The organism is Prosthecobacter sp. Pr1, from assembly GCF_057652315.1.
Genome location: NZ_JBYFBS010000001.1, coordinates 86,813 through 110,669 on the forward strand (window position 1 = coordinate 86,813; position 23,857 = coordinate 110,669).

The following is a 23,857-nucleotide window of genomic DNA, read 5'->3' on the forward strand; positions in this document are numbered from 1 at the left end:
TGACGGTTGTCTACAGTCGTTGCCAGTGGTTTTCAAAGACCTTCCGCTCCCCGGAGCATGTAGAGTTACGTGGGCACGCACCTGCCTTGGCAGGGGAAACCATCGCAAACAACTGCCAACCACCGCAAACTCAGGCCAGCAAGGGGCGCAGCATGTCGCAAATCTCCGGCACGCGCACAAACGGATCTTCCTTGGTCTCAAACTCCAGCGTGAACCAGCCCTGGTAGTTGGCGTCGCGCATGATCTGGATCACACGTTTCACATCGCTGGGCTCACTGACGCCTTTGGCGGCACCTTTGCGGCTGATCTCCATCTTGAGCTGCACATTGACGGCGTACGGCGCGATCTTCGCGAGATCGGCATACGGGTCTTCGGTGTGGAAGTTGCCGCTGTCCAAATTGATACCGGCCCAGGGGCTTTTGGCGGCCTTGATCATCTTGATGAGGTTTTCCGGCTCGGCGACGATGCCACCGTGGTTTTCCATGCCGAGGAAGACGCCCTTCTTGGCGGCGTAATCGAGGCACTCCTGGTAGGATTCGAGGCAGTTGGCCACGGCCTGCTCCTCACTGAGCTCTTTGGACTGGGGGCCGGCAAAGACGCGGATGTGCGGGGCACCCATGATCGCGGAGTAATCGATCCACTTCTTGGTGTAAGCGATCTGCTCGCTCAGCTTCTCGCCCTTGGGCAGGGCGAAATTGTTGCCCACGGCAGTGCCTGCAAGCTGCACGCCACGCAGGTAGGCACGGCGTTTCACTTCCAGCAGGAAAGCCTCGTCCACGTCCTTCGGGAAAAAGTAGCTCGTGACTTCAGCGCCGGGGACGTTGTTGTCACCGCACCAGTCGATGAAATCGAGGATGCTCCAAAGCGGGCGGCCACCTTTCGGCTTCTGCTCCTTGTCGCGCATCCACTGGAAGTACTCGCGGAAGCTGTAGGCTGCGACGCCAAGCTGCATGCGGCTCTTGCCTGGGCGCTTGATGGGCTCAATGGCAGGCAGGGTGGAGACGCTGAGCGCGCCAAGGCTGGTGGAGAGAAAATGACGGCGTGAGATCATGGCGGATGAAAGAACGGATTGAAAAGACAGGATTAACAGACTTCCACCTGCATGAACAAGATTTCTCTTTTCGCCGCCGCCCTCTTTTTCACCTCCCTGGCCCACGCCGAGCCCACCAAGGTCAAGCTTTGGCCAGATGGCGCACCGGGGGCGAAGGGGACTGAGGACAAGGATCAGCCCTTCATCAATGTGTGGGCGGCGGCCAAGGATAAAGCCAATGGGGCTGCCTTTGTCGTGTGTCCCGGCGGTGGTTACGGCGGTCTGGCGGCAGATCACGAAGGCGTGCAAGTGGCCAAGTGGTTCAATGGCTTCGGCGTTTCCGCCTTCGTGCTGCACTACCGCCTCGGCAGCCAGGGCTATCACTTTCCCACGCAGCTCATCGATGTGCAGCGGGCCATCCGCCATGTGCGGGCCAATGCCAAGGAGTATGGCATTGATCCGAACCGCATTGGCGTCATCGGCTTCTCCGCCGGCGGCCATCTCACCTCCATGGCGGCCACCATGTTCGATGAAAAACCCGCCGGTGCGACGAATGACGCCGTCGATCAAGTCAGCGCCCGGCCCGATGTCGCCGCGCCGACCTATCCCGTGATTTCGATGATCGAGGACTACGGACACAAAGGCTCACGCAAAAACCTCCTTGGCCCTGGCGATAACGACGAACTGGCCAAGCATGTTAGCACCGAAACCCGTGTCACCGTCAACACGCCGCCCATCTTCATCTTCCAGACCGATGAAGACACCGTGGTGCCCGCCGAGAACGCTGTGGCCTTCTATCTCGCCTGCCGGAAGAACAAAGTCCCCGCCGAACTCCACATCTACCGCCCCGGTCCGCATGGCGTCGGCCTGTTCTTGGGCGATCCCGTGCTCGGCACCTGGAGCGGGCACCTGCGCGACTGGCTGCGCAACCGGGGCTTCCTCAAGCCGATGAAGCGCACCGCCATCAACGGCAAGGTCACCGTGAATGGCAAGCCCGTGAGCTGGGGCAGTGTCATCTTCGCGTCAGACGATCCCTCCGCACCCGTGGCCTGCGCCCGAGTCATGGGCGGCAAGTTCAAGCTCGATGAAAAGACCGGCCCCATCGTCGGCAAAGTGAAGCTGACGGTCAGCTACAGCGCCGCCGATGTTCCGGGCTTGGAGACAGCAGATGGCACTGCAACCACGAAGGAGCAAAAACCCGGCGCAGGCGACTGGAGCCTCGACATTGCCGAGGGTGCGAAGGATGTGGACTTGCAGGTGACGCGTTGAATCTAAAGCAGGCGAAGCACCTCATTGAGAATCACGGCCAGGACGAGCAATACTCCTGCCATGCAGGCAACGCACAAAAACGTCGTGCGTGCGCTGGGCCAGCGCCATGCGACGATGCCGGCAATGGCCGCGTTGACTGACAGCCCCGCCAGGATGGTGCCGGCAATCAGGATGAAGGTCCCGAGTCCGTTGGACTGAGGACCGGTCTCTTTGAAACCGGCGATCATGACTCCGATCACCACCAGAGCCACGGGGGGTAGCGCCAGGGAGAGCGTGCTGTAAAACCGGGCGAGTGTGAGAAGCATGAAATTGCGGGAGCTGCATGACAGCTCCCGAGACATTCAAAAAGACACCGCTGCGGCGATCAGTCTTAGAACTTCTTGATCAGCAGCGCGGCGTTGTGACCGCCGAAGCCGAAGGAGTTGCTCAGGACGGCGTCCACTTTGGCAGGGCGGGCGGTGTTTGGCACCACGTCCACATCCACCTCGGGATCGAGGTTCTCGACGTTGATCGTGGGTGGCACCACCTGGTCCTTGATCGCGTAAATGGAGGCGATGAGTTCCACGCCGCCGGCAGCGCCGAGTAGGTGACCGGTCATCGACTTGGTGCCGGAGACCAGCAGTCCCTTCGTGGCGTATTCACCGAACACGCGCTTGATGGCGCGCAGTTCGCACAAATCGCCGACGGGGGTCGAGGTGGCATGGGCGTTGATGTACTGCACATCCGTCACGTTCAGCTTGGCATGACGCAGGGCCATCTCCATGCACTTGGCTGCGCCCAGACCTTCGGGATGCGGTGAGGTGAGGTGGTAGGCATCTGCCGTGGCGCCATAACCGACGAGTTCGGCGTAAATGGTGGCTCCGCGCTTTTTGGCGTGATCGAGTTCTTCAATGACGACGACACCGGCGCCTTCGCCCATGACGAAGCCGTCGCGGTCCTTGTCCCAGGGGCGGGAGGCACGCTCAGGGTCGTCGTTCCGCATGCTCAGGGCTTTCATGTTGGCGAATCCGGCCAGACCGCAGGGGCGGATGGAGGCTTCAGCGCCACCACAGATCATCACGTCGGCATCGCCGAATTTGATGTTCCGCCAGGCCTCACCGATGTTGTTATTGGAAGTCGCGCAGGCCGTGACGATGGCCATGTTCGGTCCCATGAAGCCGTATTCCGCCGCGATCATGCCGCTGGCGATGTTCGAGATCATCATCGGGATGATGAAAGGGGAGACGCGGGAAGGGGACTTCGTCAGCAGCACTTCATACTGGGTTTCCAGGGTACCGAGACCGCCGATACCACTGCCAACCATGACGCCCACGCGGTGGGGGTCCAGGCTGTCCGGGTTCAGACCAGCGTCCTTGGCGGCCATTTTCGAGGCTGCCATGGCAAACTGGAAGTAGCGGTCGGCGCGGCGTGCGTCCTTGTGGTTGTTGAAATGGACGGTCGGATCAAAGTCCACCACCTCGCCCGCGATCTTGCAGTCGTACTTTTCGGTGTCCATGGACTGGATGCGGCGGATGCCGCTCTTGCCTGCCTGGATGTTCTTCCAAAAGTCATCTTTGGTGTTGCCGACCGGGGAGATAACTCCCATGCCGGTGATGACTACGCGACGCTCGCTCATGTGTATAAATAGGGGTTGGTTCGAAAGTTCAGAGAACACGGATTGCACGGGGGGGCAAGGGAAAACATGGCAGCGAAAAGCTTGAGACTTGGTTGTTTTGGGTGTCTGGCTTGCTGTGTGATTCGTTTGTCATCCATTCTTGCCGCTGCCTTCTGGCTGACGCTGCCCGCCCAGGCGGCGCCGGATCCTGCCCTCATTCCGCCCGTGATGCGTGAGTGGATGGCGGCTGAGAAAGGCATTGGCAGCATCAAAGTCGCCTTTCAGCAGACCCGCACCACCCCTGCGCTCAAGGAGCCTGTGAGCACCAGCGGTCGTTTTTGGCGCATGACCGACGGCCGTTTTCGCCTGGAACTTGGGTCGCCCGCAACGACGATCCTGGTCTTCGACAAGGAAACCGTGCGCCTCAAAGAAAGCGCAGACGTCTCCTGGCAGACCCTGAAGCCCGATGACAGCCGGGTGCGCATCTGGATGAAATTCCTCAGCGGCCGGGAAATGGACACTGAATCCCTGACGAACAATTTCACACTCAAGGTCACCCAGCAGGAGAAGAGCTACACCACCGTGGCCATGATTCCACGGCCGCTGCTCATCAAAAAGTATCTTCGGCAGCTCGACATGCAGATTGAGCCCGGCGGCAGGCGGCTCCTCGGCTTCCGCGTGGTGCAGGGAGATGGGTCCACGCTGCTGCTCAATTTTGGTCCTCCTGAGAAGCTCGTGGGCGATTTAGCTCAGCTGTTTCGGCCTCAATAATCCCGGTTCAGCAGGTGGTCGGAAAGCTGGCGCAGCCGCAAGGCGGCGTCACCAAACACATCCAGCGCCCGGTGTGACACCTCGGTGAGGCGGTGCGCTTCCGCGCGGGAGGCTTCCAGGCCCATCAGCGCCGGGTAGGTGCTTTTTTCTGCCGCGATGTCCTTGCCGGCGCTTTTGCCGAGTTTTTCGCTCGTCTGGGTCACGTCGAGGATGTCGTCGATGATCTGGAAAGCCAGACCGGTGGCCATGCCGAAGTCATGCAGCGCCTGCATCTGCTCAGGACTCGCGCTGGCGCTCATGCCACCCAGTTTCACGCTGGTGGTGAGCAGTGCGGCGGTTTTGCCTTCGTGGATGAAGCGCAGGTCTTCCAAGGGAAGTTTTTTGCCCTCGCCTTCCAGATCCGCCACCTGACCACCCACAAGATGCAGGCTGCCTGCCGTGCGTGCGAGTTCCAGCACCATCACCGCCGTGGGATGAGTCGATGACATGGGTGTCTTCGTCACCAGTTCAAACGCCAGGGCCTGCAGCGCATCACCCGCGAGTAGAGCGATGGCCTCGCCATAGACCTTGTGGCAGGTCGGCACCCCGCGGCGCATGTCGTCGTCGTCCATGCAGGGCAGGTCGTCATGGATGAGCGAGTAGGTGTGCAGGCATTCGACCGCGCAGGCATTGAAAACCGCATCTTCCGTCGTGCCGCCGCAGGCTTCCGCCGCCGCGAGGCAGAGGATCGGCCGCAGCCGTTTGCCGCCCGCGAACATGCTGTGCCTCATCGCTTGGTGAAGGATGGTTGGCCGCGTGTCCGAGCCCGGGATGAGACGGTTCAGCGCTGTATCAACAAACTGGCAGCGCTGGGCGAGGTATTCTTTGAGATCGGACATGGGGTGATTGTGAAGCCGTGAGTCCGCCTCAATTCAAGCGAGATTAACAGGAGAGGGGGGATCCAGGATCGGGTTCCATCCATCGCCACCATGCGGAGGCTTCCGCTGAATATGACTAAAGTCATGTAATGCCGGGAGTTGTCGCGAATAAGACAAATATGTGAAAGATAAGCTGATTCATGCTATCAATAAAAGTGTCTAAATCATTCAGCCAGGGAGGTTTAAAAGTGGGAGGGGCACGTCCTGAAGGTAAATATCTCTCCGCCAGTTGGATGGTTTTGGTCGCGGCTGCAATCTTGGCATGGATCAGCCTGATGCCCATCGCCTGGATTGGCTGTCTGATGTTCCAAAGCAACATGGCTGCCAAGGCGACGAAGCTGATCATCTGTGGATTGCTGACGTTTTTTTGGAATCGCTTTTTCCTCAAACGACTGTTATTCGACCTCTATCAGGAGGAGCGCCCTAGAAAGGAAATAGGCCACAACAGAGCGCAGGTCGTCGGGATTCTTGGCGTGCAAGCCCTGCTTGCTCTCATCTGCAACCATCTGGCCGGGTCATTCAATCCCATCGGCATGCAGCAATGGTTTTGGATGCCCGTGGCTGGTTTTTCTGGAGTGCTTTTGAGAAGGCGCCGGCACATGTTTTTGGTGATTTGCATTACTCTGGCCATTTCCACGGCGCATGAGCATACCATGCGTGGCCTGCATCCGGCGGTGTTTTGGATGTGCGGCCAGATCTCCACCAGTGTGTTCATCATGGGCTGTTCCTTTGCGATGACGCAAGCGTCGAGGCAGCGCATGAACACGGCGCGTCTGGCGGCGGAACTGCGCACCGCCAACGCCCAGCTCGAGCTGCAGGCGGAGCAGGCGGCGCTGCTCGCCGTGGAGCAGGAGCGCAACCGCCTGGCACGGGAGATCCATGACGCGGTGGGGCACAGTCTGACGGTGGTGGGGGCACAGCTCGATGTTGCGGAGTCTTTGATGAAGCAGGAGCCCGCCCGTGCGCTGGATGCGGTCCAGAAGGCGCAGCGCTCCAGCCGTGAAGGGCTGGCGGAAATCCGACGTTCGGTGGCCTCCCTGCGTGCGACGCCGCAGGAGCAGCGCACGCTCGCCGAGTCGCTGACTTCGCTGATCACAGGTGCTGAACGGCCCGGGCTGAAGCTGGTGCTGCAGCAGTCTGGCAAGTCACGTGCGTTGCCATCTCTGGTGGAAATTTCGCTCTATCGCTGTGCGCAGGAAGGCATCACCAACGCGTGCCGGCATTCGGGTGCGTCGGAAATCGCGGTGCATCTGGATTTTACTTCGGATGCACGCATCATGCTAAGTGTGACGGACAATGGCCGTGGCTTCAGCCGAATCCCGGAAAACAGCCATGGATTGAAAGGCCTGCGCGAACGTGCGGCATTGCTCAATGGTGAGTTTTTCGCAGGAACGGAGCAGCAGGGAGGTGGCTGCTGTCGCATGATTATCCCTGCTTGAACGCATGAAATCACCCATCAAGACCCTTCTCGTTGATGATCAGGCATCGTTTCGTGAAGCGATGCACATCCTGCTTGAGCTCGACAGCAGTGTGGAGGTGGTTGCCGAAGCTGCCAACGGCGAGGAGGCCCTGAAACTGACTGCGGAACACATGCCGCAGGTCGTGCTGATGGATCTGCAAATGCCGGTGATGTGCGGAGCGGAGGCCACCCGGCGCATTCGTGACAGGCATCCCGGCATACGGGTGCTGGTGCTCAGCGTCTTTGATCAGGAAAAGGATGTCTTTGAGGCCCTGCGTGCAGGTGCCTCCGGTTACATTCTCAAAAACACTCCAATGCCGCAGATGCTGGATGCCATCCGGGTCGTCGCTGCCGGCCAGACCTACCTGCAGCCCACCATTGCCACCCACGTGGTGGCGGAGTTCAACCGCCTCTCCCGACCCACCGCGCTGAGCGGTGAGGAACGCCGCCTCGCCAGCATGCTCTCTGAGCGTGAAGTGGAGATTCTCCAGCATCTGGTGCGGGGCATGAGCAACAAGGAAATTGCCTCTGCTTTGAGCCTTACTGAAGGGACGGTGAAGAATCACATGACCCGCATTCTGGACAAGCTGCAGGTGGCCGACCGCACAGGAGCCGCGCTTAAGGCGCGTGATCTCGGGCTGGGCTGAAATTACCGCGCCAGCAGTTCCTCACCGCGATACATCACACGCTCGACCATGCCTTGCAGGGTTTTGTCGAGGAAGGGGGTGTTGATGCTTTTCGACTTCATGAAGCCGCGGCTGAAGGTGGTGGTGCGGGCGGGATTGAAGACGATGAACTCGGCGGTGCCGCCTTCCTTGATCGGAACGGGTGCCAGTTTCATGAGTCGGCGCGGCTCGGCGCTGTAGCGCTGCACGATGAGCTGCCAACCCAGGATGTCCTTGGCGATGAAGCTGTCATAGAGCGAGACCAGGGCGCTTTCGAGGCCGGTGATGCCGAAGGGGGCGCTGGCGAAGTCCTGATTCTTCTCGAACGGCGTGTGCGGGGCATGGTCCGTGGCGATGACGTCGAACCAGCCGTCCTTGAGGCCCTGAAGCAGCGCGGCATTGTCCTCCGGCGTGCGCAGCGGCGGGTTCATCTTGTAGTGCGTGTCGTAATCGCCGATGTGCTCATGATTGAACATCAAGTGATGCGGCGTGATCTCGCAGGTGACGCGGATCCCGCGATCCTTGGCACGTTTGATCGTGCGCATGCCTTCGATGGTGGTGACGTGCTGGATGTTGAGATGCACGCCGGTGTATTCGGCGAGGCGGATGTCGCGTGAGATGCAGATCTCCTCGCTGATGTTCGGGATGCCCGGCAGGCCGAGGGCGTAGCTGATCTTGCCCTCATGCATGCAGCCCTTGCCGCTGAGCGCCTTGAGCTCGCAATGGCTGGACAGCGGCAGGTCGTAGTCACGTGCGTATTCCATCGCTCGCCGCAGCACCTGGGGGTTGTCCACGGCGTAACCGTCGTCGGTGAGCATGACGCAGCCGGCGGACTTCATGCCGGCCATGCCGGCGAGTTCCTCGCCCTTGCGGCCCTTGGTGATGGCTCCACTGGTGTAGATGCCGGGGCCGATGCGCGTGCGGCGGGCGCTCTCGAGCACGCTGCGGACGACACCCGCATTGTCGATGGCTGGCGTGGTGTTCGGCATCATGACAAAGCCGGTGACGCCGCCGTTGATCGCGGCCTCGGCACAGGAGGCGATGTTTTCCTTGTCCTCCTGGCCGGGTTCACGGGCATGGACGTGGATGTCAAAGAGCCCGGGCAGCAGAATGCGGCTGGTGCAGTCAATGATTTCTGCGTTTTCGACGCCGGTGATGCTTGGTGCCACGCCGATGATCTGGCCACCCTCGACGAGCACATCGGCTGTCTGGAGCTGGGGACTGTCTTCGCTGGCGATCTGGGCGTTGCGGTAAAGGCGTTTCATGCAGCCATGATGTCAGGCATGATTTCCGCCTGCGCAAGCCTGTGAAATGAGATCGTCTGAAGCGGGGGACTCTCCAAGTGCTGCGGGCAATCCTGCCTGTAACGAATGGCCCTGGACGCTCGTTTTGCAGGCAGGTGTGCCCGCATCACTTTCACTTCTTCCGCACGTAGAGCAGCGCACGATCATGCGTCAGGAGGCAGAGGTCCAGGCGGCCATCGCCATTGAGATCCAGGGCGGCGTAATCGTGGGGCTCGTTTTCGAGGCCCATTTTGCCACGGAAATGAGGATCCGTCTCGAAGACACGGAAGTACATGGCGCTCTCCCATTTCTGCCCGGCGGCGGGCTGGAAGATTTCGACCACGCGGCTTTTGGCGGTGTCGATCAGGGCGATGTCATCCACATCTTCGCCGGAGAACGAAGCGGCCATGAGGTCTGAGGGCGTAGTGTCCTTCAATTCGCTGTCAAAGGTCGCCACGGTTTCGAGTTTGAGCGTGGAGCCATCCAAAGGAGCGATCTGGAAGCTGTTTTTGCCAAGCAGCAGCAGCTTGGTGCTTTGCTCCGCAGTCAGTAGGACGCACTGCTCAGGCGTCATGGCGGGCAGTGCATGGGTGTGATCCGCGCGAAAGACGCGGTCTGTGCCAGCGGTGAGTTCGTGCAGCTTGCTGTGCGTGGCGTCGATCAGCAGCACGGAAATCTTGCCGTTCTTGCGGGAGACCAGCGCGCTGTGCAGCTCGGCGGCGGCATCCGGGGCGTTGAACTGCTCCACGATGGTCGCCTTGCCCTCAGCATCGACCTTGAACGCACGCGCCAGCTGCTGATGGGCGATGATGATCTCCGCCTTGCCGTCGCCATCCAGATCTCCCGTGGTCAGTGCGGCGGGGGTGAGTTTGCTGACAAAGGAATCCGGGATGCCCTCGACGCGCTTGTAGGGCGCTTTGGCGTCCGCATTGCTCAGCAGCAGCTGCATGGGGCCGAGATTGGAAAACAAGGCGAGGTCGCCACGGCCATCCTGATTGGCATCGACGACGCGGATGCCGTTGATGCGGCCGGTCTTGACAGTGAGCTCCTGCGTGGTGGCGGTGAAGCCTTTGGCTCCAGCCGTCTTGCGCAATGTGACGAGCTGGGGCTTGGACTTGATCTCGGTGACGCAAAGAACGGCTGAGTCGGTGGTCAGGGTGAGCAGGGTTTCGCCCTCTTTGGCCTGATAGATGATCTCGGGGTAGAGCAGGCGGTTGTCCTGCCAGTGGGCCACGCCGATGGACTGTTCACCGGGGCTGAGCAGCACGAGCTCAGCTTTCTTGTCACCATCCACATCGGCGATGGCCAGGGACTCCACACCACTGAGGATGGGGAACTCGCGCCCCTCACTGAAGGCGCCGCTGGCGCTGCCTTGAAACAACCAGGCACGCGCTGCCTTGGGCTCGGACATGATGACATCGGCATGCCCGTCACCGGTCAGGTCTCCATAGGCCACGGCACCGTTTTTGGATTCCGTGGGCGGCATGGCATAGCGGATGGTGGCAGCGTGATCGGAGTCGGGTTCGGCGGTGCCTTGAGTGAGCTTCGCGACTTCCACCATGTTCGTTTCATCCTGGATCCAGGCGACGCCGGATTTCTTGCCACCCAGGCGGATGGCATGCAGCCAGTGGCGCGCGGCGGGGATTTCGAGCCGCCACTCCTCGCCAAAGGTGGTGCCTTCATGCTGCAGGCGGACGAGCAGCGCGTCGCCATCCGGGGCGGTGTAGAATAGGTCGGCACGTCCATCGTCATTGAGATCAGTGCTGGCCAATCCAGCGCAGCCGCCTTCGCCCAAGGCGTAGTTCTGCGGCTCCGCCCACTCGCCGGGCTTGGTTTGCAGCAGCACCATCAAACGGGTGCTGGTGAGCAGGGCGATGTCATCGCGCCCGTCACTGTTCAAATCACGTGCGACGAGCACTTCCGTGTCGTCTGCAGTGGAGTCGAGGGTGAACTCGCGCTTGGCTGCCCAGGTGCCTTTGTCGTCCTGCATGCGCAGCACGAGTTTGTCCTCATCGGTGAGGAAGGCGATGTCCGCCTTCTTGTCTCCATTCCAATCACCCACGACGAGGGCGAGCGCCGCACGCCCGATGACGAGCGGCTGCTTGTCAAAGCGTGAGACTTCGAGGATCGGGTTCCAGCGGTCGGCGCGGGCGGACTTTTCCGGCGCACCGGGCTGCACGCCGTCCTTGCGCTGCAGGAGAAACTCGATGCGCGCCCGTGAAGCATTGACGATGGCGAGGTCGGTCAGGCCATCGCCATTGAAGTCAGCGGCATGCGGGCTGGCGGTGTTCCAGTCGAGTTTCACGATCTCCGGGCCGTCGAAATACAGTGCGGGTTTGTCAGCAAGAAGGCTGGTCGCAAAGAGCAACGGCAGGAAGGCGAGACGCATGGCGTGCGATGGGGGTGGGACTTATTTGGCCTCGACGGGCGTGGTCAGGTAGTGAACCTGAATGGAGTCCGGGTGGGAATAAGTGGTGCTGAGAAGGCTGCCAAAGTAGCGCTCGAAGGTCTCATTGGAAGGACGTGCGCTGGCGTCAAACCAGCTGCTGGCAGCAGCGGCGGCTGCTTCCTCGGGGGCCAGAGCTTTCTTGCCGGGGCCTTTCTTTTTCGCAGCGGCCTTGCCCTTGGCTCCAGTTTTGCTTTCGAGCGTGGCGGCGGCGGTGGCGATCGTGTTCATCAGGCGACCGGCATCCGTGACACCGACGCCGCTGTAGTTTTTGGGAACCAGCGAGAGGAGGTTCTGCACATGCGGATTGTCCCAGACGCTGGGGCCGGAGGGATCCTTGATGCGACCCAGGACTTTGTTCAGCGTGTCCTGACCGCCCACAGAGATGAACAGATACTTGCCGGTGTTGCAGAAGGCAACTTCGGTGGCGGCGTTGGCCGTCTGGGTCAATTTGAGCGTGTTGATTTTGAAGCCGAGGTAATCGCTTTCCTCAAAGGCGCCGAAACCGGCACCGACGTAGCGCTTCAGACCTTCGAGCACGCCGCCGAGCTTGTCGGCATCCTTGATCTTGAAGCCCATGACCTGGCTTTCCTTGGTGCCACTGCCATCCTGCACCTGAATGACTTCATCAGCCAGGCTGCCAAAGAGATCCTCACGGATCTTGAAGCCCAGCTGGCCTTCGAGCTGAGGAATCTGCATCGTCACCATCATCGCCATGGGGCCAAGTTTTCCAATCATGCCAAGGAGGCCGTCATACACCGTGCCGAAATCCATGCGTGAAACACTGGCGGTCAGGATGCCGGCGGGGATGAAGGCGGGCAGCGTCACTTCGTTGCTGGAACCGCGCATCAAGGAGAGAAGTCCCGTGGGCTTCTGCGGATGCAGGATCGTCACGTCCATGCGTGACTGGGTGTCCGTCAATTCTGCGGTGATGGCAAAGGCCTGCAGTTCCTGCGCGCCGAGCATGTCCATGATCATCTTCGGCTTGAAGATGTCGAGTCCGCCGGCGGCGGCCCTACCGGCGGCAGCCCTGTCGCCGTCCGCTTTCTTTTTGGCTTCCGCAGCGGCGAACGCCTGCTCGCCGAGGTCGAGCAGCCTCACGCCGTTGAAATAAAGCAGCATGTCACCGCCGCCGTTGGTCACCTGGCCGATGCGGGAGAGGTGCTCGCGTGCGGCGCCGGGAGGATCACCGGCGTTGTTCTTCAGCGCACCGATCATGTATTCCATGAGCGCGTGGGTGTTCGCCTCGATCATCACGTCTCCGACCACCGCCCAGGCCAGGATCCATGGCGCATCCGCGGCGTCAGACAGCGCGGCAATCTGAACGCTCACGCCACCGATGTCCTCGGTGCGGAGCTTGACGTCTGCGTTCTCCTTTTTCTTGGCTTCCACTTCGGCGAGCTTGTGGGCCTCGATCTCCTTCTGTTTGCCGGCGATTTCACACAGCGAGACGTTCGGCGGATTTTTGTCGAACTGGGAGATGTCTCCGACCACCAAAAAGCTTACCAGCGCACCTGGATAATCCTTGAGGGTGTCGTACATGCCGCTGCCGTAGGTGTCCTTGAAGAACTTGTCCCAGGGAGTGTCGCCGTCTTTGCGCATGGGGGCCATCCAGCGTTTGGCTTCGTCGTCCTGCATGAACTTCGCGTAGTTGCTCTTGTCCCAGTCGGTGAGCAGTTCCGGAGTGTTCTTGATGGCGATGACACCGACCGTGTCCTTGGGCATGAGATTGTACCATTGCTCCAGCCGGTCGGCGGCGGAGGCGGGGAGGATGCTGGCAAGCAGCAGTGAAAAGAGGATGGAGGCGCGTTTCATAGAAAGTGGAAGGAAGCGGGTGATACCCAGTACAGAAAAATCAGCCGCCTGTGGTTACAGATTCAGACTTAATTTTTTCCTGAGGTGGTGCAGGCGGCGGAAGATAGCGGAAGCCGCTGTTGGGATTACGCGGGTCAAAGGCAAAGGCCTCGCGATTTTTCAGGAAGAGCTTCAGCACGTTCGAAGGAATCGAAAAGCCCAGACCTTCGACGCCGACACCGGCGGTCTTCATGTTGTTCACGCCCACGACCTCGCCGCGTGCGTTGAAGAGCGGCCCGCCGGAGTTGCCGGGGTTGATCTGCGTCGTGCTTTGAATGTACCAGCGGCCGCCGCTCTCGCGTGCACGGATGCTGACGATGCCCTTGGAGACCGAGCGCTCCAGCCCCAGCGGACTGCCAATGGCAAACACGTCCTGACCTTGCGTGAGGGCATCGGAGTCGCCCATGGGGACGAACGGCAGGCTGGCCACGGCAGCGTCGTCGATCTGCAGGATGGCGAGATCAAGGAAGCCGTTCATGGCGATGATCTTCACCTTCGTAAACTGCTGCTTCTCCAGGCCGTCGGGCTTTTTGCGATACACCACCACGGTGATCTCGCGCTCTCCGGCGATGACGTGCTGGTTGGTGATGACGTAGCCGAGCTTGTTGATGATGAACCCGGAGCCGAGACCGGAGGCCGTTTGAATCTGCACCACGGACTCCGCCACGCGCTGGACGTTCTTTTCCACCGTCATGGCCTCGCGTGAGGGTTCCACAAAGTAGATGTCCTCGCCCTGCACGGTGGTGGTTTTGGCGGCAGACGAGCCAGCCTTTTCAAAAATAGAAATCTCCGAGCGCGGCACGGTCAGGACGGTGTGACCGAGATCCAGCACCACGGCATCTTCGCGGTCCTTGAGCACTTCACCGCGCAGTTCAGCGCCGTTTTTGAGCACGATCTTGACGTTTTCCGCCGACAACGATGAGGCCGCAAGGCAGGCCGCCACCAGGATTCCGAAGCTCAGGTTGTTTCGCATTACGGATTCAAACTCTAGCGGACGAGTTTGAGGATACGAGTTCTTTTTGCACATCTTGACTCGACGAATCTCCGCGCATCTCATGCACTGATGCCCGCCAACGCTCTCATCTCCGCCGCCCAGACCCTGCGCGAAACCCTGCGCCCGCTGCGCTTTGCCGCGCCGGTCGAGTATGTCTATCAGCCGCTCGACTACGCCTGGGTGCCGCATGAGGCCTATCTGCGCCGTTTTGGCGGCAGCAAAAAACGTGTCGTCTTCGTGGGCATGAACCCCGGCCCCTTTGGCATGACGCAGACCGGCGTTCCCTTCGGGGAAATCGCCGCTGTGCGTGACTGGATGGGCATCCATGAGCCTGTGGGCAAACCGGAGCGCGAGCATCCGAAGCGCCCCGTCGTCGGCTTTGACTGCCCGAATTCCGAAGTCAGCGGCAGACGCCTGTGGGGCCTGTTTGCCCAGAGGTTCGGCAAAGCGGAAGCCTTCTTCAAAGACCACTTCGTCGCCAACTACTGCCCGCTCGTTTTCATCGAGGCCAGCGGGCGCAACCACACGCCGGACAAACTGCCCGCCGCCGAAACCACCGCCATGGAAGTGGCCTGTGATGCACATCTGCGCGCCGTCATTGCCGCCCTGCAGCCCGAGTGGGTGATCGGTGTCGGTGCCTTCGCTGAAGAGCGTGCCCTGCGTGCCAAAGAAGCCATGCACGGCAGATTCCAAACCGGCCGTGTCCTCCATCCCAGCCCTGCCAGCCCCGCTGCCAATCGTGACTGGGCCGGAGCCGCCACGAAGCAACTGATGAAGCTGGGCGTGTGGGAGTGATTGTCGCGTGGGAAATTTCGGTCAGCCTGCGATTGTCCAACAAAAGCGGCAGGCCGCAGTTGCAAAAACTCCGCCGCAAGAGCGTTCAAGGCTGTATGAACGAGACTCGCAACCTGACGTATCTGCTCGTGCTGATGGTGGGCGCTGTGTCGATTGTCCACGCGGATGACAAGGCCCCGGCAGCGGCGAATCCCGCTGAGGCAGCCAAGCAAGCTCCGGCGAAAACTGCGGAGCCGGTAAAGCCGCCGAGCGAGACGGAACTCCGCGCCGGCATCACCAAGAGTCTCGGCTTTATTGAGAGGGAAGGGGAGGAATGGATGACTGCCAAAAACTGCAACGGCTGCCATCACATGCCAGAGATGCTGTGGAGCCACCGCGAAGCCCAGCGGCGTGGATTTGCCGTGGATGCCAAAAAGTACGAGGAATGGCAGGCATGGGCGGTCGAGCGTGCGACGGACAAGCGGTCGGGGCTTGAGGGAGCCGCGCTGATGATCCTGGCCCTCCCGGAGCGGTCCGCGTCTGAATTGACCAAACTGATTGCTGCGGATCAAAAGCCGGATGGTTCATGGACTCCTGCGGGGCAGTTTTCCGGCATGCAGAAACGCGGTGCGGGTGATGCGCAGGCCAACGCCCTGCGTCTCCACCTGATCGCTCTGGCCACCCCGCAGCCGGCGGCATCAGAGGCTGCCGCGGTGCAGGCCAAGGCCGCCCCAGTGCTGCAAAAGAAGGACGCACCCACCACTATGGAGTCGCTCGTTTTCCGCACGCTCTATGCACGCCGCATTGGCAAGCCGGAAGAGGCCCAATCTTTGATCAAAGACATCGTCAAACGGCAGCGCGGCGATGGAGGCTGGAGCTACATCCTCGGAGAAAACATGAGCGACGTGCTCGCCACTGGTCAGGTGCTTTATGTGCTGCAAGAACTTGCGGCTGATCCACCCACAGCAAACGCCATCGCCCGTGCCCAGCACTGGCTGCTCCAGACCCAGCGCGCAGATGGCAGCTGGCCCATCGACATAACGCACATCAGCCAGGTCGACCGCAGCGGCCCAGCCAAAGCGAAATCCTTCAAGGATGCCACCGGCATTTACACCTACTGGGGATGTTCGTGGGCCGCGATCGGCCTGTTGCAAGGGGTGCCGGTGAAGTAATCCGTTGTGAGTCAATAAGCAGGTCGGTGCTTGCCGCGTGCGAAAAGATCGCCTATTTCTCGCACCTTATGTCAGCCATCCCCGCCGAATTTTCCGGAGTCACCGCCGTCACCAAAGCGAACGTCTATTTTGACGGCAAAGTCGTCAGCCACAGCATTTTGTTTCCTGATGGCAGCAAGAAAACCCTGGGCCTCATCTATCCCGGTGATTTCCATTTTGGCACCGCCAAGGCGGAGCGCATGGAGATCGTGGCCGGTGACTGCGTCGTGAAGCTCGATGGCGGCGATGCCAAGACCACTTACACGGGCGGACAGTATTTCGATGTTCCAGCCAACAGCGGCTTCGACATCAGCGTCAGCTCCGGCATCTGCGAATACATCTGCTCCTTCCTGGATTAATCCGGCTTTTGCGGGAGGCGTCAGCATCTTCACACATTCTTAACTCACCCATCAAGGGCGTTCACTGGAGGCCGGAACGTTTCTGATGATCCTCCCGCCGTCATGAACGACACGACAGACAAGCCCGGCCTCCACAAGCATTCCACCACCACCCTCGTCATCGCGGCGCTGGGTGTGGTCTTCGGCGACATCGGCACCAGCCCGATCTACACCCTCAAAGAGTGCTTCAGTCCGCACAGCCCGCATCATGTGGCCGCGACGCACGCAAATCTGCTGGGGGTCGTTTCGCTGGTGCTCTGGGCGCTGATCGTGCTCGTTTGTATCAAATACCTCGTCTTCATTCTGCGTGCGGACAACAAGGGCGAGGGGGGCGTGCTCTCGCTCATGGCGCTGGCGTCGCATGGCATGTCTGAGGCCTTGAAACGCCGCGCTGTGATCGTGCTGCTCGGTCTGTTTGGTGCGGCGCTGCTGTTTGGGGATGGCATCATCACGCCCGCCATTTCCGTGCTCAGCGCCATCGAAGGTCTCAAGGATGGTGGCTTGCTCGGCAGCCCGCCTGTGGATGCGGCTGCCGCATTGTTATGGGACGATCAGCGGGAGTGGCTCATCATGGGCATCACCATGGTGATTCTCATCGCGCTGTTTTCGGTGCAGTTCCTTGGCACGGCACGTATGGGGCGCTTTTTTGGTCCGATCACCGGCCTGTGGTTCGTTTCACTCGCCGCACTCGGTGTGTCGCACCTGATCAAGGGCCCGGAAATCCTCGCGGCGTTCAATCCTCTGCACGGCTGGCATTTTTTGACGACCGGCGGCCACAAGTCATTCGTGATCCTTGGCAGTGTGTTTCTGGCCGTCACCGGCGGCGAGGCGCTGTATGCGGACATGGGGCATTTTGGCGCCGGGCCGATTCGCCGTGGCTGGTTTTCGCTCGTGCTGCCTGCGCTTGCATTGAACTATCTCGGCCAGGGGGCCATGCTCATGCAGCAGCCGGATCTGGCGCATGCACCCTTCTTCCAAATGGCTCCCTCCTGGGCCACACTGCCGCTCGTGCTGCTCGCCACCGCAGCGACGGTGATCGCTTCGCAGGCGCTCATCACTGGCACCTACTCGCTGACGCTCAGCGCCGTGCAGCTAGGTTACCTGCCACGTCTCAGCATCCGCCACACGTCGGAACACGCCCGCGGTCAGATCTACATTCCGCTGGTGAACTGGCTGCTCATGCTGGCCTGCCTGGCTCTGGTGCTGGCCTTCCGCAATTCGACGAATCTGGCCGCTGCCTACGGCGTGGCCGTGACGATGACCATGCTCATCACCACCTTCCTGTTTTACTTTGCCGCACGTCATCTGTGGCGGTGGTCGCTGCTCAAAACATTGCCGCTATGCCTGCTGTTCGCCGCGATTGAGATCGCCTTCCTCAGCGCCAACCTGGTGAAATTCTTCGACGGCGGCTGGTTCCCGCTCGTGGTCGGTGTGATCATCTTCACGCTCATGACAACCTGGGCCACGGGCCGCCGTCTGGTGCGCGCCTCGATGGAGAAAAGCTCGCTCAGTCAGGAAATGCTCTGTGACAGCCTCAAGCGCAGCCCTCCCATCAGCGTGCCCGGCACCGCCATTTTCATGTCGAGCACCAGCGGTCGTGCCCCCATTGCGCTGCTGCACAGCTTGAAGCATTACCGGGCCATCCATGAGCGCGTCATCTTCATGACACTGATCACCGAGGACGAACCCTGGGTGCCGCCGAGCCGCCGTGTGGAAGTCGAACGTCTCGCTGAAGGTTTCTGGCGTGTGACCGGCCGCTTCGGCTTCATGCAGAAGCCCGATGTGCCGCGCCTGCTGCGCCAATGTTCCAATCAAGATCTGGAGGTCTCGGCGGAGAAAGCGACCTTCTTCCTGGGCCGCGAAATCATCGTTCCAAGCCCGAAACCAGGCATGGTGAGATGGCGCGAGCACCTCTTCGCTTTCGCCAGCAAGCTGGCGCAGCAGCCCGCCACTTACTTCCAGATTCCGGTGGGCCGGGTGATCGAGCTGGGGCAGCAGGTGGAGATTTAAGCCTCGCTTTAACGCATTTTTGACGCCGCACGTCCTGCCTTTAACTCGGCAGGATCCGGTGAGCAGGCATCTTGGCGGTGGAACAACATTCCACCACGCCATGAACGATCTCATCTACCTCGGCCTCACAGTGGCCTGCTTCATCCTCGCCGGGCTCTATGCCCGTGGCTGTGAAACCCTCTAATCCCACCCGCGCCATGGAAACCATCCTCGTCGGGCTCATCGCCCTCGCCCTGCTCGCCTACCTCACGGTGGCGATGCTGCGTCCTGAAAAATTCTAACTTGATACCCTCATGCACTCCACAGACTGGCTGCAATTCGCCCTCTTTCTGGGCATCCTCACACTCATCACCAAGCCGATGGGCCTGTACCTCATGCAGGTGCTCGACACCTCCGGGCGCACTTGGCTGGATCCGGTGCTCAAACCCGTGGAAAAGCTCACCTACAAGCTGATCGGCATCGATCCACAGCGCGAGCAAACGTGGCGGCAGTACACCTTTGCCATGCTGGCCTTCAGCCTCGTAGGCGTGGTCTTCACTTATGCAATCCTGCGCTTGCAGGATGTCCTGCCGCTCAATCCGCAGGGCTTGCCGGCTTTGAGCCATCACCTGGCTTTCAACACCGCCGTCAGCTTCACGACGAACACCAACTGGCAGAGCTATGGCGGTGAGGCCACGATGTCCTATTTCTCGCAGATGGTCGGGTTGACGTTTCATAACTTCACCTCTGCTGCCGTCGGCATTGGCATCGCCGCAGCACTGGTGCGGGGCATTGCACGCAGTTCCGTGAAGACCGTCGGCAACTTCTGGGCCGATCTCGTCCGCGTCACCTATTACCTCCTGCTGCCGATCTGCGTTGTGTTCGCGATCTTCCTCGTCTCGCAGGGCATGATCCAAAACTTTGACGGCTACACCAAGGTGAAGACGCTGGAAGGTGCGGAGCAGGTGATCGCCCAGGGGCCGATGGCCTCGCAGGTGGCGATCAAGATGCTCGGCACCAATGGTGGCGGATTCATGAATGCGAACGCCGCACATCCTTTCGAAAACCCGACGCCGCTCTCGAACTTCATCCAGATGCTTTCGATCTTCGCCATCGGCAGTGGTCTGACCTACTACCTCGGGCGCATGGTGAAAAATCAAGCGCACGGCTGGGCCGTATGGGCCGCCATGATGGTGCTCTTTGTCGGCGGTGTGCTCGTCTGCGCGCACTCTGAAGCCGCTGGCAATCCGATCCATCAGCAGCTCGGCATCGCTGCGGCGGATGGCAACATGGAGGGCAAGGAGGTGCGCTTCGGCATCTTCAATTCGGCGCTGTTTGCCACTATCACCACCGCCGCCTCCTGCGGCGCGGTGAATTCGATGCATGACTCGTTCACTGCCATCGGCGGACTCGTGCCGTTGTTCATGATCGAGCTGGGCGAAGTCGTCATCGGCGGTGTCGGCGCGGGTTTGTACGGCATGCTCGTGTTTGTCATCCTCGCGGTTTTCATCGCGGGACTCATGGTGGGCCGCACGCCGGAGTATCTGGGCAAGAAGATCCAGGCCAAGGAGGTCAAGCTCTGCATGCTCACGCTGCTGGTGCTCACGCTCAGCATCCTCGGCTTCACCGCCTGGGCCTGTGTGAGTGACTGGGGCGTCGCCGGTCTGAACAACAGCGGCCCGCACGGCCTCAGTGAGATGCTTTATGCCTACAGCTCCGCCACTGGCAACAACGGCAGCGCCTTTGCAGGTCTCACGGCCAACACCCCTTGGTACAACACCACGCTCGGCATCGCCATGTTCGTCGGCCGCTTCCTCATGATCGTGCCCATCATGGCGCTGGCTGGCTCACTCGCGGGCAAGCAAGCTGTGCCGCCGAGCGCGGGCACCTTTCCAGTGAACGGCGCCACGTTTACCGCGCTGCTCATCGGTACCGTGCTGCTCATTGGCGCGCTCAATTTCCTGCCTGCTCTCGCCCTCGGTCCCATCGTTGAGCATTTTCTCACGGCGCAGGGACGCTTGTTCTAAACCAGGCAAATCACCACGGAGATTCTGCATCATGAAAGCATCCCTTTTCAGTCTTCTTCTGCTGGCACCTGCCATGGTGCTGGCGGAAAACGACTCACCGATTGTGGCTTACAAAGGATTTTTGGACAGCTACTACGGTTACGACTTCAACGAGCCTGCGAACCACCGCAGGCCGGCCTTCCTCTACAATCACACCCGCACCGACGCTCCGGCGATCAATCTGGCGCTCATCCAGGCTGAGCTCAACGGCGGTTGGTACCACAGCAGCCTCGGCCTCATGACAGGCACCTACTCCCGAGAGAACCTGGCAGCGGAGCCGAATCTGCTGCAGCATTTTTATGATACTTATGTCGGAGTGGCGCTGAACCGCAGCCGCACCCTCTGGCTGGATGTGGGGGAATTCAGCTCACACATCGGTTTTGAAAGCGCCATTTCGGCGGACAACTACACGCTGAGCCGCAGCCTTATGGCGGAAAACTCGCCCTACTTCCTGACAGGCGGCCGCCTCACCTGGAAGCCAAACAAGGAGTGGGAGCTCGCGTTTCTCGTGGTGGATGGCTGGCAGCGCGTCCGCCCTCTGGCGGGTAACAGTCTGCCGGGTTTTGGCACCAAGGTGGCGTGGACGCCGCATGACAGCCTGCTGCTGAACTGGAGCACCTACATCGGCAGCGAGTTTCCAGACGACCAGCGCCGCATGCGCTACTTCAACAACCTGTATGCGCACATGGTGCTGAGCAGTGCTGTGAGCATGTATCTGGGCTTTGACATTGGCTGGCAGCAGCGTGCGACCAGCGGCAACAACATCTGGTGGTCTCCGAATGCCATCGTAAGATGGAAGCTGGATGACCACTGGGCCACCGCCTTCCGGGTGGAGCACTACAATGACGCCTCGGGTGTCATCATCAGCCTGCCGGGCAGGACATCTCTCACCGGCCTGTCCTTCAACGTGGACCGCCAGATCAGCAAAAATCTGCTCTTCCGGGTTGAGATGCGGTACCTGCGCAACAGCTCGCCCGCCTTTCAGCGCGGCGACTCGCTGGCACGCAGCAGCACCTCCCTCCTCGCATCCTTCAGCATCCGTTTTTCCTGAGCCTCTCTCATCTCTTTCCATTCACTCATTCATCCAATTCAGCAGGCCATCGGCCCCACCACCATGTCACACAAACCCACATCTCTCTTTGATGCTTCCATTCTCGTTCCGGCCATCGGCGAGTCGTTCAAGAAGCTCGATCCGCGTCTGATGGTGAAGAACCCCGTCATGTTCGTCACGCTGGTCGGCGCGGTGCTCACCACGGTGAGCATCTTCACCGCCAGGGCGGACCACGGCTTCATCACCCAGCTCAGCATCTGGCTCTGGTTCACCGTGCTCTTCGCCAATTTCGCCGAAGCCGTCGCCGAAGGCCGTGGCAAAGCCCAGGCTGCCAGCTTGCGTGCCGCGCGCAAGGACACCCTCGCACGCCGTTTGAAAAATGGTGTCGAGACCAGCGTGCCTGCTCCTGCACTGGAAAAAGGCGACATTGTCGTCTGTGAAACGGGCGATGTGATCCCCGCTGACGGCGAGGTGATCGAAGGCATTGCCAGCGTGGATGAAGCCGCCATCACCGGTGAATCCGCCCCCGTCATTCGCGAGAGCGGTGGTGACCGCAGCGCCGTAACTGGTGGTACTCGTGTCATCAGCGACCGCATCGTCATCCGCATCACTTCGGAAAAGGGCAACACCTTCATCGACCGAATGATCTCGATGGTGGAAGGCGCGAAACGCCAGAAAACGCCGAACGAGATCGCGCTCACGATTCTGCTGTCTGCAATGACGCTCATCTTCCTGCTCGTGTGCATCACTCTTCGTCCCTTTGGCATCTATTCCGGCGTTGAATTCTCCACGCCCGTGCTCATCGCCCTGCTCGTTTGCTTGATTCCCACCACCATCGGCGGCTTGCTCAGCGCCATCGGCATCAGTGGCATTGATCGTCTCATCCGCCGCAATGTCATGGCCACCAGCGGGCGTGCCGTTGAGGCCGCAGGAGACATCGATGTGCTCCTGCTCGACAAAACCGGCACCATCACCATCGGCAACCGCATGGCGTCCGATTTCCGTCCTGCTCCCGGCATTACCGAGCAGCAGCTCGCCGACGCCGCGCAGCTTGCCTCCCTGGCCGATGAAACGCCCGAAGGCCGCAGCATCGTGGTGCTGGCCAAAGAGAAGTTCAACATCCGCGGCCGCGAACTTGCCGCACCGCATGCCACCTTTGTTCCCTTCACAGCGCAGACCCGCATGAGCGGTGTCGATCTCGATGGCCGCAGCATTCGCAAGGGGGCGGCGGATTCGATCAAAGCCCACATTGAAAACCTGGGCGGTGTTTATCATCAGGAAGTTGTAAAGGTCGTCGAAGCTGCCTCACGCGCCGGACGAACACCGCTCGTCGTGTGCGAGGGCGGCAGCGTGCTCGGTGTTGTGGAACTCAAGGACGTCGTCAAAGGCGGCATCAAGGAGCGCTTTGCCCAGCTGCGCAAAATGGGCATCCGCACCGTGATGATCACGGGTGACAATCCCATGACCGCCGCCGCCATTGCCGCCGAGGCGGGTGTGGATGACTTCATGGCCCAAGCCACGCCCGAGGACAAACTGCGCCGCATCCGTGCCGAGCAGGCCGAAGGCCATCTCGTCGCCATGACAGGTGACGGCACCAACGACGCCCCGGCTTTGGCCCAGGCCGATGTCGGCGTGGCCATGAACACCGGCACGCAGGCCGCCCGTGAGGCCGGCAACATGGTCGATCTGGACAGCAATCCGACGAAGCTCATTGAGATCGTCGAGATCGGCAAACAGCTCCTCATGACGCGTGGCTCGCTCACCACCTTCAGCATCGCCAATGACATTGCCAAATACTTCGCCATCATTCCGGCGATGCTCATGGTCACGTTTCCCGCGATCAGTCCGCTGAACGTCATGGGCCTCGCCAGTCCGCAGAGCGCCATTTTGAGCGCCGTTATCTTCAATGCGCTCGTCATCATCGCCCTCATTCCGCTCGCGCTGAAAGGGGTTCCCTATCGTGCTGCTGGAGCCGCCGCCGTGCTGCAGCGCAATCTGCTCATCTATGGCCTTGGCGGTGTCATCGTTCCCTTCATCGGCATCAAGGCCATTGATGTCATCGTCGCCACCCTCCACCTCGCTTAAT

22 protein-coding genes are annotated in these 23,857 nt (G+C 60.6%); 13 read left to right on the forward strand and 9 right to left on the reverse strand.

The window, feature by feature from the left end; all coding sequences use genetic code 11:
* Positions 1-130 precede the first annotated feature (130 nt).
* Positions 131-1,051 carry a sugar phosphate isomerase/epimerase family protein gene (locus AC24GY_RS00430; RefSeq protein ID WP_422317225.1) on the reverse strand — a complete coding sequence of 307 codons (921 nt, stop codon included), beginning with the start codon at positions 1,049-1,051 and terminating at the stop codon, positions 131-133.
* A gap of 51 nt (positions 1,052-1,102) precedes the next feature.
* Between AC24GY_RS00430 and AC24GY_RS00435 the strand changes: the two genes are divergently transcribed.
* Positions 1,103-2,299, forward strand: a complete 1,197-nt coding sequence (locus AC24GY_RS00435) for an alpha/beta hydrolase (RefSeq protein WP_487679346.1) — start codon at positions 1,103-1,105, stop codon at positions 2,297-2,299.
* A 2-nt stretch (positions 2,300-2,301) separates the two neighbouring features.
* Here the strand turns inward: AC24GY_RS00435 and AC24GY_RS00440 are convergent, their stop codons facing one another.
* Together AC24GY_RS00440 and fabF are read right to left on the reverse strand one after the other, a co-directional pair.
* Positions 2,302-2,604, reverse strand: coding sequence for a hypothetical protein (locus tag AC24GY_RS00440; protein ID WP_422317221.1), 303 nt, complete (start codon positions 2,602-2,604; stop codon positions 2,302-2,304).
* 65 nt (positions 2,605-2,669) lie between these two features.
* Positions 2,670-3,914: a beta-ketoacyl-ACP synthase II gene (gene fabF, locus AC24GY_RS00445; RefSeq protein ID WP_487679348.1), complete on the reverse strand. Its 1,245-nt coding sequence runs from the start codon at positions 3,912-3,914 to the stop codon at positions 2,670-2,672.
* 126 nt (positions 3,915-4,040) lie between these two features.
* On the opposite strand from fabF, the gene AC24GY_RS00450 reads away from it, so the two are divergent.
* Positions 4,041-4,664, forward strand: coding sequence for a LolA family protein (locus tag AC24GY_RS00450; protein ID WP_487679350.1), 624 nt, complete (start codon positions 4,041-4,043; stop codon positions 4,662-4,664).
* Here the strand turns inward: AC24GY_RS00450 and AC24GY_RS00455 are convergent.
* Entirely contained in the window at positions 4,658-5,542 is an 885-nt protein-coding gene (locus tag AC24GY_RS00455; RefSeq protein WP_487679352.1) for a polyprenyl synthetase family protein, read from the reverse strand. The genes AC24GY_RS00450 and AC24GY_RS00455 overlap by 7 nt on opposite strands.
* A gap of 121 nt (positions 5,543-5,663) precedes the next feature.
* Positions 5,664-5,927: a hypothetical protein gene (locus AC24GY_RS00460; RefSeq protein WP_422317213.1), complete on the reverse strand. Its 264-nt coding sequence runs from the start codon at positions 5,925-5,927 to the stop codon at positions 5,664-5,666.
* Between the two features lie 253 nt (positions 5,928-6,180).
* On the opposite strand from AC24GY_RS00460, the gene AC24GY_RS00465 reads away from it, so the two are divergent.
* Both AC24GY_RS00465 and AC24GY_RS00470 read left to right on the forward strand, forming a co-directional pair.
* Entirely contained in the window at positions 6,181-7,020 is an 840-nt protein-coding gene (locus AC24GY_RS00465; RefSeq protein ID WP_487679355.1) for a sensor histidine kinase, read from the forward strand.
* A 4-nt stretch (positions 7,021-7,024) separates the two neighbouring features.
* Positions 7,025-7,687 carry a response regulator gene (locus AC24GY_RS00470; protein ID WP_487679357.1) on the forward strand — a complete coding sequence of 221 codons (663 nt, stop codon included), beginning with the start codon at positions 7,025-7,027 and terminating at the stop codon, positions 7,685-7,687.
* 2 nt (positions 7,688-7,689) lie between these two features.
* Here the strand turns inward: AC24GY_RS00470 and AC24GY_RS00475 are convergent, their stop codons facing one another.
* From AC24GY_RS00475 to AC24GY_RS00490, 4 genes are all read right to left on the reverse strand, one after another.
* Positions 7,690-8,970 carry a dihydroorotase gene (locus AC24GY_RS00475; protein ID WP_487679359.1) on the reverse strand — a complete coding sequence of 427 codons (1,281 nt, stop codon included), beginning with the start codon at positions 8,968-8,970 and terminating at the stop codon, positions 7,690-7,692.
* 151 nt (positions 8,971-9,121) lie between these two features.
* Entirely contained in the window at positions 9,122-11,377 is a 2,256-nt protein-coding gene (locus tag AC24GY_RS00480) for an FG-GAP repeat domain-containing protein (RefSeq protein WP_487679361.1), read from the reverse strand.
* Positions 11,378-11,398: 21 nt separating this feature from the next.
* A complete protein-coding gene (locus AC24GY_RS00485) occupies positions 11,399-13,249 on the reverse strand; it encodes a hypothetical protein (protein WP_487679363.1) in 1,851 nt (616 codons plus the stop codon).
* Positions 13,250-13,289: 40 nt separating this feature from the next.
* The gene (locus AC24GY_RS00490) at positions 13,290-14,261 is read right to left on the reverse strand and encodes a trypsin-like peptidase domain-containing protein (protein WP_487679365.1); all 972 of its coding nucleotides are present in this window, start codon (positions 14,259-14,261) and stop codon (positions 13,290-13,292) included.
* 90 nt (positions 14,262-14,351) lie between these two features.
* Here AC24GY_RS00490 and AC24GY_RS00495 point away from each other — a divergent pair, with 90 nt between their 5' ends.
* From AC24GY_RS00495 to kdpB, 9 genes are all read left to right on the forward strand, one after another.
* Positions 14,352-15,077, forward strand: a complete 726-nt coding sequence (locus AC24GY_RS00495; RefSeq protein WP_487679367.1) for a uracil-DNA glycosylase family protein — start codon at positions 14,352-14,354, stop codon at positions 15,075-15,077.
* A 95-nt stretch (positions 15,078-15,172) separates the two neighbouring features.
* Positions 15,173-16,228: a hypothetical protein gene (locus AC24GY_RS00500; RefSeq protein ID WP_487679369.1), complete on the forward strand. Its 1,056-nt coding sequence runs from the start codon at positions 15,173-15,175 to the stop codon at positions 16,226-16,228.
* A 68-nt stretch (positions 16,229-16,296) separates the two neighbouring features.
* The gene (gene ppnP / locus AC24GY_RS00505; protein ID WP_487679371.1) at positions 16,297-16,626 is read left to right on the forward strand and encodes a pyrimidine/purine nucleoside phosphorylase; all 330 of its coding nucleotides are present in this window, start codon (positions 16,297-16,299) and stop codon (positions 16,624-16,626) included.
* A 102-nt stretch (positions 16,627-16,728) separates the two neighbouring features.
* A complete protein-coding gene (locus AC24GY_RS00510) occupies positions 16,729-18,675 on the forward strand; it encodes a potassium transporter Kup (protein ID WP_422317192.1) in 1,947 nt (648 codons plus the stop codon).
* Between the two features lie 58 nt (positions 18,676-18,733).
* The gene (locus AC24GY_RS00515) at positions 18,734-18,859 is read left to right on the forward strand and encodes a hypothetical protein (RefSeq protein WP_422317190.1); all 126 of its coding nucleotides are present in this window, start codon (positions 18,734-18,736) and stop codon (positions 18,857-18,859) included.
* Positions 18,846-18,956, forward strand: a complete 111-nt coding sequence (gene kdpF / locus AC24GY_RS00520; RefSeq protein ID WP_422317188.1) for a K(+)-transporting ATPase subunit F — start codon at positions 18,846-18,848, stop codon at positions 18,954-18,956. Before AC24GY_RS00515 ends, kdpF begins: the two co-directional genes overlap by 14 nt.
* A gap of 12 nt (positions 18,957-18,968) precedes the next feature.
* Positions 18,969-20,681, forward strand: a complete 1,713-nt coding sequence (gene kdpA / locus AC24GY_RS00525) for a potassium-transporting ATPase subunit KdpA (protein WP_487679374.1) — start codon at positions 18,969-18,971, stop codon at positions 20,679-20,681.
* Between the two features lie 31 nt (positions 20,682-20,712).
* On the forward strand, positions 20,713-21,771 hold the full coding sequence (locus AC24GY_RS00530) for a porin (protein ID WP_487679376.1): 1,059 nt from the start codon (positions 20,713-20,715) through the stop codon (positions 21,769-21,771).
* A 63-nt stretch (positions 21,772-21,834) separates the two neighbouring features.
* Positions 21,835-23,856, forward strand: coding sequence for a potassium-transporting ATPase subunit KdpB (gene kdpB, locus AC24GY_RS00535; protein ID WP_487679378.1), 2,022 nt, complete (start codon positions 21,835-21,837; stop codon positions 23,854-23,856).
* The last annotated feature ends 1 nt before the right edge of the window (position 23,857 follow it).

What these genes read in the sequence shown, in the direction of transcription:
- ppnP (WP_487679371.1), top strand. Translation starts at nt 16,297, where the DNA reads ATGTCAGCCATCCCCGCCGAATTTTCCGGAGTCACCGCCGTCACCAAA.
- AC24GY_RS00460 (WP_422317213.1), bottom strand. Translation starts at nt 5,927, where the DNA reads ATGATCAGCTTCGTCGCCTTGGCAGCCATGTTGCTTTGGAACATCAGA.
- AC24GY_RS00470 (WP_487679357.1), top strand. Translation starts at nt 7,025, where the DNA reads ATGAAATCACCCATCAAGACCCTTCTCGTTGATGATCAGGCATCGTTT.
- AC24GY_RS00490 (WP_487679365.1), bottom strand. Translation starts at nt 14,261, where the DNA reads ATGCGAAACAACCTGAGCTTCGGAATCCTGGTGGCGGCCTGCCTTGCG.
- AC24GY_RS00475 (WP_487679359.1), bottom strand. Translation starts at nt 8,970, where the DNA reads ATGAAACGCCTTTACCGCAACGCCCAGATCGCCAGCGAAGACAGTCCC.
- AC24GY_RS00495 (WP_487679367.1), top strand. Translation starts at nt 14,352, where the DNA reads ATGCCCGCCAACGCTCTCATCTCCGCCGCCCAGACCCTGCGCGAAACC.
- AC24GY_RS00510 (WP_422317192.1), top strand. Translation starts at nt 16,729, where the DNA reads ATGAACGACACGACAGACAAGCCCGGCCTCCACAAGCATTCCACCACC.
- AC24GY_RS00465 (WP_487679355.1), top strand. Translation starts at nt 6,181, where the DNA reads ATGTTTTTGGTGATTTGCATTACTCTGGCCATTTCCACGGCGCATGAG.
- kdpA (WP_487679374.1), top strand. Translation starts at nt 18,969, where the DNA reads ATGCACTCCACAGACTGGCTGCAATTCGCCCTCTTTCTGGGCATCCTC.
- kdpB (WP_487679378.1), top strand. Translation starts at nt 21,835, where the DNA reads ATGTCACACAAACCCACATCTCTCTTTGATGCTTCCATTCTCGTTCCG.
- AC24GY_RS00530 (WP_487679376.1), top strand. Translation starts at nt 20,713, where the DNA reads ATGAAAGCATCCCTTTTCAGTCTTCTTCTGCTGGCACCTGCCATGGTG.
- AC24GY_RS00430 (WP_422317225.1), bottom strand. Translation starts at nt 1,051, where the DNA reads ATGATCTCACGCCGTCATTTTCTCTCCACCAGCCTTGGCGCGCTCAGC.
- fabF (WP_487679348.1), bottom strand. Translation starts at nt 3,914, where the DNA reads ATGAGCGAGCGTCGCGTAGTCATCACCGGCATGGGAGTTATCTCCCCG.
- AC24GY_RS00480 (WP_487679361.1), bottom strand. Translation starts at nt 11,377, where the DNA reads ATGCGTCTCGCCTTCCTGCCGTTGCTCTTTGCGACCAGCCTTCTTGCT.
- AC24GY_RS00435 (WP_487679346.1), top strand. Translation starts at nt 1,103, where the DNA reads ATGAACAAGATTTCTCTTTTCGCCGCCGCCCTCTTTTTCACCTCCCTG.
- AC24GY_RS00455 (WP_487679352.1), bottom strand. Translation starts at nt 5,542, where the DNA reads ATGTCCGATCTCAAAGAATACCTCGCCCAGCGCTGCCAGTTTGTTGAT.
- AC24GY_RS00440 (WP_422317221.1), bottom strand. Translation starts at nt 2,604, where the DNA reads ATGCTTCTCACACTCGCCCGGTTTTACAGCACGCTCTCCCTGGCGCTA.
- AC24GY_RS00500 (WP_487679369.1), top strand. Translation starts at nt 15,173, where the DNA reads ATGAACGAGACTCGCAACCTGACGTATCTGCTCGTGCTGATGGTGGGC.
- AC24GY_RS00485 (WP_487679363.1), bottom strand. Translation starts at nt 13,249, where the DNA reads ATGAAACGCGCCTCCATCCTCTTTTCACTGCTGCTTGCCAGCATCCTC.